The following is a 9630-nucleotide window of genomic DNA, read 5'->3' on the forward strand; positions in this document are numbered from 1 at the left end:
CCCGATCCAGTTCGACAGGTTCTTGCCACAACTCAACTACACCGCCCCCTGGCCACGACTGTAGTAAGAATCGGGAAGTTATTCTTCGGCCGATCCTTAAGTCACAACATTTCATTTCTTCAGGAGCTCACGACGGCGTTGAAGCGATTCGTCGACAGTAAGGGTAATGACTTTTCCATGTTCGGCGAGAATAAGGACGTTCTTGCGCAAGCGTATGCGAACATGGTCTGTGAGATCCCAGAGTTGCGGGGGGCTCTCTAATGGGCAGCGGAGGAGGAGGATACCGCTATTTTCCGAGCAGCCCAAATGAGCTCCGAGAGCTTATTGAGAAGTCACAGAACGATGCCGCGCGGACGGCGTCCGATGCGGCCATAAATGCCTATCTTCAGTCTCTCCTTGCCGTTCTAAATGAACGTGACGCAAAGGCGACAAGAGAAGTGTTGGATGGAATTGGCCAAGTGCTCGCAGATGCCGTCGAAATCGACCAATTGCTCTTCGGGGGATCAGTCGCCAAGCACACGTACGTCGACGGGCTAAGTGACGTTGACGCACTTGTGGTGCTGGACAGCGCGAAATACGTCGACAAATCATCGACACAAGTGCTGTCGTCTATGTTGCGGCAGCTAAAGAAGGAACTCAGTTCATCGCTGTATACGAGCATTCGTAAAGGCGAAATGGCAATTACGATTGAGTTGCGTACGGGCGGTGAAATTCAGCTCGTACCTGCATTGAAAGAAGGACACCAAATTAGGGTTCCTGACCGTGGAGCCGGCTGGGTCACCACAGACCCAAAAGCCTTCCAGGAGCGGCTGACGGAATTAAACGCCAAGTTAGGCGGCACTCTTGTTCCTGCGATCAAGCTCATGAAATCCATAGTCGGAGAGTTTCCAGATCAAAAGAGAATCGGTGGTTATCACGTTGAGGCTTTGGCGGTAGATGCTGCGGGCCAGTATTCTGGGCCAAATGCTATCAAATCGGTTGTGACGCAGCTTTTTAAGCACGCGGCTGGACGAGTGCTCACGCCAATTTCCGATGTGACCGGTCAATCGGGGGCTATTGATTCCGGTCTTGGCAATCCTGGGAGTAACGTACGACGAATAGTCGCAGATGCCTTGTCCGCAGTCGGGCGGCGGCTCGATGCTGCAAATGATGTGGATCAATGGAAGGCGGTGTTCGAATAGTTGGGTTTCAAGGGCATGAATGCTGCAGTAAACGTCCCATGGCAACGTTGCGTTCCCGTGAATCGTTTGTCTTTGATGGAGCGGAGTGTCGCAAGATGTTTGATGCAACACAAAAACGAGATGAAAACCTCGTCAGCCGGTACCTGACGGCGAAGGAAGTCGTGGTGCAATCCGGCTACGCGCGCGAGATCGATTGGCAAGAACAACGGCGACTAGAGAACGTAACTGAGTCAAGCTTCCTACTTGAATGTGCTTGGGTCATTCTCAATAGTGGCATGCGCGAGAGCGTGGTCCGTCAGCGGTTTCCACTCGTCACAAGAGCGTTCCTTAATTGGTCCAGCGCCAGTGAAATTCTCGGGCAACAACAAGCGTGTAGGCGGAGAGCAATTGCAGCATTCGGCCATATCCCGAAGATTGATGCGATCGTTAGAACGGCCGGCATGCTTGTGGAGAATGGAATCGATAAGATCAAACGGCGAATAAAGGTAGTTGGTGTGCCTGCGTTGCTCCAGTTCCCATTTATCGGTCCCGTTACTGCGTGGCACTTGGCGAAAAACATCGGCCTTGATGTTGCTAAGCCCGATCGCCATCTGTGCCGTATCAGCGAAATCGCTGGGTTTAGTTCGCCCTCGGAAATGTGCAAGCTCATCGCTCGTCATGTTGGCGATCGCCTAAGTGTCGTTGATGTGGTACTGTGGCGGTTTGCGACCCTCCAACACAATTATTTGAAGTTCTTCAACATTCAACTAAGTGAACGCAATGACGACGTTCAGCTCGATAGCTGGGAAGGTCCTACACATCGCGGGCAGCGCAAGCTTAGATTGTGCGCCTGAATCGCTGGCTCGTTGTCGCTCATTTATTGCGTCGATAGTACGCGGATGGCTGAAGCAACGCGGAAGCTTTGTCATATTCTTGGGGCGCGAACCGCGCCGGGACGAAGCCGATTCAGCTACCGCAATTACTTTCGACTGGCTCATACTCGAACTTCTGCATGGTAATTACGCGCGCGAGCACGAGGTGACTTCGGTCTGTCGAGCTGTACTGTCATCTGAGTCCCAAAGGCGACGACTTCCTGGGGACCGCATGAGCCTACTTGACTCCACGCTATCGTCGGGACTGCTGTCGTTGGAATTTATCGACGAAGAGCGGCATATAGGCGGGTACATTCGCCAGCATATTGCGGAGTTGTCCGACTGTGCATTACTGATTGGTGGTGGAAGAGGCGTAGCGGATATTCATGACCGCTTTGCGCGTCGTGGGGTACCTGTGCTACCGTGCGACATTGAAGTCGGCTCTTCCTGCAATGATGGCTCGGGATCTCTCGGATTAAATCGCAAGGCGTTTACGGCACCGGAGCTGTTCCTTCCGTGTAATCCTCAGCTGTTGAGGGACAGGTTGTTTTCCGTTTCGCTTGCCTCGAATTCAGTTGATGTGGACGTCATTTCAGAACGTGTTGTATCGCTGTATGACGCGGAGTTTCGGTGCCGGGCTGAAAATGCGGTCGCTCCGAGCGAAGTCGTATCGAAGGAACTGCGAGTATTGTTTGCCGCCGCGGCTCCGATCGACCAGCTGCAACTTGAACTCGATCACGAAGGATTGGGGATCGTCGAATGCTTATTAAATGGAGTATCGGCGGACAGGATTCAGGTGAACGTGGTGCGACAGACAACCCCTGACTCGCTTCGTAGCATGCTCGCCAAGTATCGTCCCAACGTGATCCACTTTTCCGGTCACGGTTATAGTGATGGAATTGTGCTTCAAGACAACACGGGCCACACGTATAAGGTCGGCAAGGCGTCGCTCGCGAGTCTACTTGGAGTGTTTTCCAAGGATATTCGTATCGTGATTCTCAACTCCTGCTCGTCAGGCGCAGTAGCCGAGGAACTGGTCAAAAACATCGATTTCGCCGTTGGGATGAAGGCGGATGTCTATGATGTAACAGCAATCGCGTTTTCGGAAGGCTTCTTTGACGGGTTCGCGAATGGAGCTTCCGTCATGGAGGCATTCAACCTCGGACTGGCCAATTGCAGTTTAAAGCGTACGCCGTCTCCTGATCTACCGACCATTTACGTCCATTCAGGGGTCGATGCGAATAAAGTTACTTTGCTGCAACGAGAATAGGATCGAATAATACGGGACGAATGAGAAAGCGGGACATTCTGGATAACCAACGTATCCTGACGACGGCGTTTGTCGCCCAGGCGGCATCGTTGGAGAGGCAACACTTCGTATTGCGACGGACTTTCCTGCTACGGAGGATGCGATGGGCGAGCGAAGCTCTGTGTTCATCAGTTATAGCTCCAAGGACAGAGATTTCGTCGTGCCCGTCGTGAAGGCGGAGGAGTCGCTGTCGTGGTCGGCCTATATCGATTCGGAAAGTATTGCTGCAGGGTCCGACTGGCAAGACGCAATTGACGCCGCAATAGTGAGATCTCACCGCTTTGTACTTTGCTGGTCCGCTAACTCTGCGCAGTCGGTACAGGTTGAGCGAGAGTGGCGATTAGCGCTGGAGTTCGGTTGCGTCGTTATTCCAGTTCTCATCGACAACACGCCGCTGCCTGCTGAGCTCGCGGAATATCACGCCATTGACCTGCGCGAGTATATGCGCAGTAACTGCAGGCTCATTAGTGGTCAAGCAGCATTGTTAGGTGCATTCGTGGGTGGGGTAGGCGCCGCACTGATCTACGTGATGATGAATGCGATGGTCAACCAAGGAGCTGGCTTCTGGCGGGTGTGTGGCGTTTTATTGGGCTGTTTGCTGGCTCTGATTGGCGCGTTCACCGTGCGTTACTGGCTTAAGTGGCTCAAGCTGCTCGGCGTGGTAGAAAAACATGTGCTGCGAGATCTCCGGGCGGGCTACGATCCGGGCCGCGTGAGGCAGCAGCGCCAGGGAAAGGCCGAGTCCTGAGGAGGATCGAACTAGAGGGGACTAGAGTCGAACGTCTCGGCAAACTTCGTTCGTGCCGCGCCCGCCGCCGCCTACTTCTTGATCTTGCGCCGCGTCTCAAGCGTAGGAGGTCGCAGGACATTCTGGATAAGCGATCAATATGAAAAACGCCTTCGACGTCTTCATTAGTTATCGTCGTGAAAACGGCGGTCAGATGGCTCAGCTGTTGCACATCGCACTCAGTGCTCGCGGCTACGCGCCGTTCATGGACGTCAGAGATCTAGGTTCCGGCGCTTTCGACGAAGCTCTCGAGCGGCATATCCAAGCCGCGGAAGACTTCGTCGTCGTTCTGGCCCCTGGAAGTCTCGATCGGTGCCGAGATTCTGCCGATTGGCTTCGACGGGAGATCGCTCTCGCCCTTGCCTCGAATCTGAATATCGTGCCTCTGCTGCTCGACGGCTTCGTGATGCCGAGCGCCTCGGAAGTCCCCGACGACATTGCCCCGCTCGTGATGCGCCACGCCGTCTCCTACAGCCACGAAAATGCGACGGCCTGCCTGGACCGCATGATTTCCATGTTGAAATCGAAACCAAGAGTGGAACTCGAGAAGGTGGCGTATTGGCTGGCTCCCCACGCCGGCTGGATCGCGTCGATTCTCGCCTGGAGCACCCGGTTCAAGGATAATCCGTACGTAACTCCTAATAACGCTACCTTGGGTGCATCCCACATCATTGCAAGATTCGCCGAGTTGATGAAGAAGCAGTATGGGGCCGCCGGGACGGTGATCAAGCGTCTGGAGTTTAACGAGTCCAGTGTGCAGTACTTCCTCTTTGAGTTGTGGCACCATGTTTCAAATACGTCTCTCAGTGAACCGATGGACAATATTGTTCCTCTCGCCATCACCCCGGAAATGGTTGAGTCGCTGGCGCACTGTTTTGGCCGTCAGCTTTTCGACAATCTGGTCCTCTTGAGAGACAGCGGTCAATCGCCCGCGACGCCGGCGGCTTGGGAGGCCTACGTAAAGGAAAAAGAGCGGAATGACGCGTTACGGCGACAACCGCAATCGCGCTCCCCGTGATACTCCGTGGCTTTCGCCTCGTGCGTGAGCGGTATGTCCCGGCCAGGATAAGTCGCCATTCCGGCGGCTACTACCCCTCACTCGGTCCGGCACGTCTCTCGGCCGGCTTCGTCCAGCGTTAGCCCGCGCATTCGCGGACTCTCCAAAAATAATTTGCGGCGGATTGAATCACCCGCTGCACACTCCTTGTACATCGTCAGTACATCGTTATTACACTCGCGCAACAAAGGCACCTCATCGGGAGGTCGCAAAACGCTGCTCGCACGACGTTTCGAGGGCGCCCCTCGTCGAGGTCGCGCGGACTCATGGTCGAAGCAAAAAACAGTTTTGCGCATCGGTTGTGCGCGTTGGTCAAATCCGCTGGCGAGAGGGTCCAAAACGCTTTCATTTCGCTCCTCTCGTTCGTATAAATCTTCAACGGGCCAAGCAGTTGTGCTTGGCCCAGATGAGCCTGGCAGGTCGCTCGAGTACTCAAACGCTCCGAGAGACCTAAACTCCAAAAAGGCGTAGGCGCGGGATGAACCTGCGGCGTGTTGCCAAGCACGCTATCGCGTAACCCATGTTTGATCAGTTCCTCCGCACAGTTCGCCCCGCTCTCTAGCGGCGCCCGATCCGGTCCTCCCTGCGCACCTGGCCCGTCCACCCCGCGTGGCTGCCCCTCGCAGCCGCTGCGCGCCTTCTCCAGCGCAAAGCTGCCGGCCCGCGCACAGCCGCCATCCCCGGCTAAGCCGCGGCCCCCCGCGCCTCGGCCACGTTCGGCGCGTCCCACGGGTCCCCCGCGCCACCACCGCGCGCCCGGCCGTCCCTCAGCCCTCTGCATCTAGCTCCAACGTCTATCTCTAACGTCTATCTCTAAGGTCTAGCTCTAACTCAAGGTCCCCCGCAAATGCCAAGCTGGCTCTTCCCCCAAGGGGGCATCAATCGGGCCGTCGGGAAACAGCGGCAGCCGCCGTATACCACCCCCGACGCGCAAAACGCCTTCCCGGAATCACCCCAAGACGGGCGGATCCGCGGCGGCGTGCGCCCCGGCCTCGTTCGCACCTGGCACACTTCCGCCAGCAACTCACCGGTTCGGCTCTTAGACAGCGTGTCGGTCAAGTTCCCCGGCTCGGCCCAGTGGTATTTTCGCGACTCGTTCGACTACGTGAATTTTCCGCCTTCCTGGACGAAAACAAACAACTGCATTACGGGCGTCACGTCGACCGCCCCGACGATCACAAAAGGCTCGATCACTTCCAGCACGTCCGACGCCGTGCCCCAGAAGGCAATTTATCGCTCAGCCCCGACCGACATGAAGTCACTCGCCACGAACGACGTCTACATGCTCGGCATGTACGTCCGTTCGTTTCAGGGGGCCCATCACGGCGTCTACTCGATCTACTTCCGGCTCGACGCCTCGCCCGACGTGACGCCCAGCACCGGCGACGCCAATGCGATGGAAGTGCGAATGACCATCACGGGCGCTACCGGCGCTTGCGCGATTCAACTCTACAAGCAAGGGGCGGCCCTCGGTGCCGTCTATAACGACTCGGCCCTCGTCGCCGCCGAAGGCTGGCTGCAGGTGAAGGTCACGAAAGCCGCGAGCGACGATCGGATCGACGTCTACTGGCGGGGCGTCAACGTCATTGCAAACAGCACCTCGACCGGCACGACCACCGACAAGCACTTCGGCTTCGGCCTCAAGGCCACCGAGAGCGGCGGACGGTGCATCGTCGATCGGGTGCGGCTCGACTATACGGCGAGCGCCGCGAAAGAGTTGTTGCGGCCGATCGTCTTTTTCATCCAAGACGGCAAGCTGTTTCACGACAAGCTGATGCCTGGGCACTTCACGCAATCGTCGAAAGCGTCAGGCGTCGCGTCGTTGTATCAGTTTGCCGCCGATCGGCAACTGCAATGCGCATCGCACGGCCAGCGGGTTTACTTCGCCGATCACGCCACGCCGATCATGACCGGCACCGACGGAGTGATTGCCGGCGGTGCGACGTTCTCCAGCGCCACGTTTCCCGACTTGGTGGCCGGCGGACTCTCGACGAACACGGCCGATAATAATTACTTCGGCAACTTCGCCGTGCATGTCACGGGCCCCGCGACCCCCTCGAGCAAGGCCGGCGTTTACGCAATCTCGGCGCTAACGACCGCTTCGAACCCCGACACGCTGACGATCTACAAGCACGTCAACACCTCGCTCGCTCCGGTGGCGGCCGGGGCGACGGACGGCACGGGCCTGACGTTCCGTATCGAGCGGATTCCGAAGGTCTGGAACCCGGCCGACGAAGGGACCTCGACCGACCCGATCAAGCCTTGGGTGACGATCGAAAACGGCGGGTATCAGACCGGCTACGGCTCCGGCTTCGGATTCTCGGGAAACAACAACACCAATAGCGGCGTTGTCCCGTGTGGCTGCCGGGCGATCGAAAGCGACGGCGGGCGCGTGCACCTGGCGGCCGATCCACTCGACCCGAACCAGGTTTACGGCTGTGCCATCGGTGAGCCGCATAACTGGTCGTTCAGCGACGTCGAGCCCGGCAGCGCGTTTAAACTTGGTGGCGCGGATGCCGCCAAGCCGGGCGACGCCGTGATGGGCCTGATGTTCGTCGACGACGATGTAAAGCTCGTCGGCTGCCGCACGGAATGCTGGATCCTGCGCAGCGCCCCGCCCGACGGCGGCGGCGGCGCTCAGGTGCGGTCGCGCCACAGCGGCCTGCTGTCGTTCTCGGCCTACTGCCGCGGCGAAAACGGCGAGCTCTATTGGCTCGGCCGAAACGGCGCTTACATGTCGACGGCCGACTTTCGCCCGCAGCCGATCAACGAAGGGCTGCTGCCGCGCGAACTGCAGGATCTGGACGCCGCCTCAATCACCATCCTGGCGGGCTACGACCGGCGAGCCCGCGGCGTGCTGTTCTGCCTGACGCCCGAAGATCCGGTAGCGGAGGTGCGGCACTGGTTCTACTACGCGCCGACCAAGGCGTTTTTTCCGCTCGTGATCACTTCTGCCGGGGCCTATCCGACGTCGCTCAAGTGGATCGAATTCCCCGACCCGGAAGACTCGGCGCTCTACTCGGGCGGCTATGGCGGCTCGATCCGCCGATTCTCGCCGACGAGCGAAACCGACGACCTCGACCCAATCACTTCGTTCGTCGACATCGGGCCGATCGAGCTCGGCGACGGGCGATTCGATGAGGCTCTGACCACCCTGCGGCCGATCCTCGCCGCCGACTCGGGCGACGTGACCTACGAGGTGTACTTCGGCGCCACGATGGAGGCGGCCATGGACGCCACGGAGCCGTTCGCTACCGGCACGTTCTCGGCCACGAACAACGTCGAAGTGCCGATCCGCGGCTCGGGCGGCGCCGTGCGGCTGCGGCTTATCGGCACGGCCGGGCGGCAGTGGGCCATGGAGCGCATCGTGGCGGCGATCGAACACGTTCAGAAAGCACGGTGAGCGATGGCCGGCATACGCACGTTCAGGGTTCCGACGCAGGTCAGCACCGAGGTTCGCAATGCGTTCGAGCGCATCAAATTGTTGCTCGACGAGTTGGCCGATCAATACGTCGAAGGCAACCTGCCGGCCGGGCTCGCCGGCGGCGCGACGGCAACGATCGACGAGCGGGTGATCAACGGCAAGGCGATTCGCTCCGGTTTTTCCTTGCCGAGCGATACGAACTTTGGCGCGATGTGGAACGGCGAAGACTACACGCTCATCTGGGCGGATAAATGTGAGGTTGAATCGTAATGCTCGTCAACCGATGCAGTTGCTGCGAAGGGGGAGGGGGCGGGTGCTCCTGCCCGCGATGCACCTCGGGGTGCATGGAAACGATGTCGTTTACCGGCTCCGTCGGCGGCGGCTCGGCGACGATCGAGCACCAGGTCTCGGGCGACGGCCCCGGCGTAAAACTTTACATCGCCCAGAACATCGCGGGATACGGTTCGGGCGACTGTACCGCCGATGAGCCCGACGCCACCCACCTGTGCATTTGGAGCACGGGGTTTGACGTTGGTGATGCTCACTGGTTCGTCATCGCCATCTTTTACCTCCTCGGCTCGGCGGTGATGTTGCGTGCGGTGGCGGTTCGCTCAGTTCTGAGTCCGAGTGAGTATTCGGTCTACGTGGGGAGCGACGTCATGATTTCCGCGACCCCCACGTTCGACTGTGATGCGATGGAGAATGCGGAAGTCGGCCTGACGCGATGCCTTACCACGGACGGTCCCGGGGGAACTACCTTCACGATGGTGCCCGCATGATCCATGCCGCCGAAACCATGACGCAGATCGGCACGCACCGGCGCGGGGTGCCGATTTACCAGTGTCCGGAGTGCGGCGCGAAGATCGTCGCCATTTATCCGCCGGCGGGCGAATGCCGTAAGTCGCCGCGGCCTGTAGTGATGAATCTCGACTGCATTCACCGGCTCGAGAAAGTCGCGACGGTTCCTTGCGGAGTCTGCCCACAAACGAACAAGCAAACCTTCGCCGGAGTTTACCTGTGC

The 9630-nt window shown here is 58.5% G+C and carries 10 protein-coding genes; all 10 read left to right on the forward strand.

Features of this window, described 5'->3' with window-relative positions:
• On the forward strand, nt 1-261 hold a 261-nt coding region (locus SGJ19_06470), incomplete at its 5' end, for a hypothetical protein (GenBank protein ID MDZ4779877.1).
• On the forward strand, nt 261-1181 hold the full coding sequence (locus SGJ19_06475) for a nucleotidyltransferase (GenBank protein ID MDZ4779878.1): 921 nt from the start codon (nt 261-263) through the stop codon (nt 1179-1181). The genes SGJ19_06470 and SGJ19_06475, both read left to right, overlap by 1 nt.
• Before the next feature lie 38 nt (nt 1182-1219).
• Entirely contained in the window at nt 1220-2014 is a 795-nt protein-coding gene (locus SGJ19_06480) for a hypothetical protein (protein ID MDZ4779879.1), read from the forward strand.
• A complete protein-coding gene (locus tag SGJ19_06485; GenBank protein MDZ4779880.1) occupies nt 1941-3302 on the forward strand; it encodes a CHAT domain-containing protein in 1362 nt (453 codons plus the stop codon). The genes SGJ19_06480 and SGJ19_06485 overlap by 74 nt, the downstream gene beginning before the upstream one ends.
• A 142-nt stretch (nt 3303-3444) precedes the next feature.
• Nucleotides 3445-4089: a toll/interleukin-1 receptor domain-containing protein gene (locus SGJ19_06490; protein MDZ4779881.1), complete on the forward strand. Its 645-nt coding sequence runs from the start codon at nt 3445-3447 to the stop codon at nt 4087-4089.
• A gap of 139 nt (nt 4090-4228) precedes the next feature.
• Nucleotides 4229-5146, forward strand: coding sequence for a toll/interleukin-1 receptor domain-containing protein (locus tag SGJ19_06495; GenBank protein ID MDZ4779882.1), 918 nt, complete (start codon nt 4229-4231; stop codon nt 5144-5146).
• Nucleotides 5147-6032: 886 nt separating this feature from the next.
• Nucleotides 6033-8588, forward strand: a complete 2556-nt coding sequence (locus SGJ19_06500; GenBank protein ID MDZ4779883.1) for a hypothetical protein — start codon at nt 6033-6035, stop codon at nt 8586-8588.
• Between the two features lie 3 nt (nt 8589-8591).
• On the forward strand, nt 8592-8879 hold the full coding sequence (locus SGJ19_06505; protein ID MDZ4779884.1) for a hypothetical protein: 288 nt from the start codon (nt 8592-8594) through the stop codon (nt 8877-8879).
• A gap of 83 nt (nt 8880-8962) precedes the next feature.
• Nucleotides 8963-9388 carry a hypothetical protein gene (locus tag SGJ19_06510; protein ID MDZ4779885.1) on the forward strand — a complete coding sequence of 142 codons (426 nt, stop codon included), beginning with the start codon at nt 8963-8965 and terminating at the stop codon, nt 9386-9388.
• Nucleotides 9385-9630 (forward strand): hypothetical protein (locus SGJ19_06515; GenBank protein MDZ4779886.1); only part of this gene is annotated, 246 nt, incomplete at its 3' end. The genes SGJ19_06510 and SGJ19_06515, both read left to right, overlap by 4 nt.

It is taken from the genome of Planctomycetia bacterium (genome assembly GCA_034440135.1).
Classification (GTDB): Bacteria; Planctomycetota; Planctomycetia; order Pirellulales; family JALHLM01; genus JALHLM01.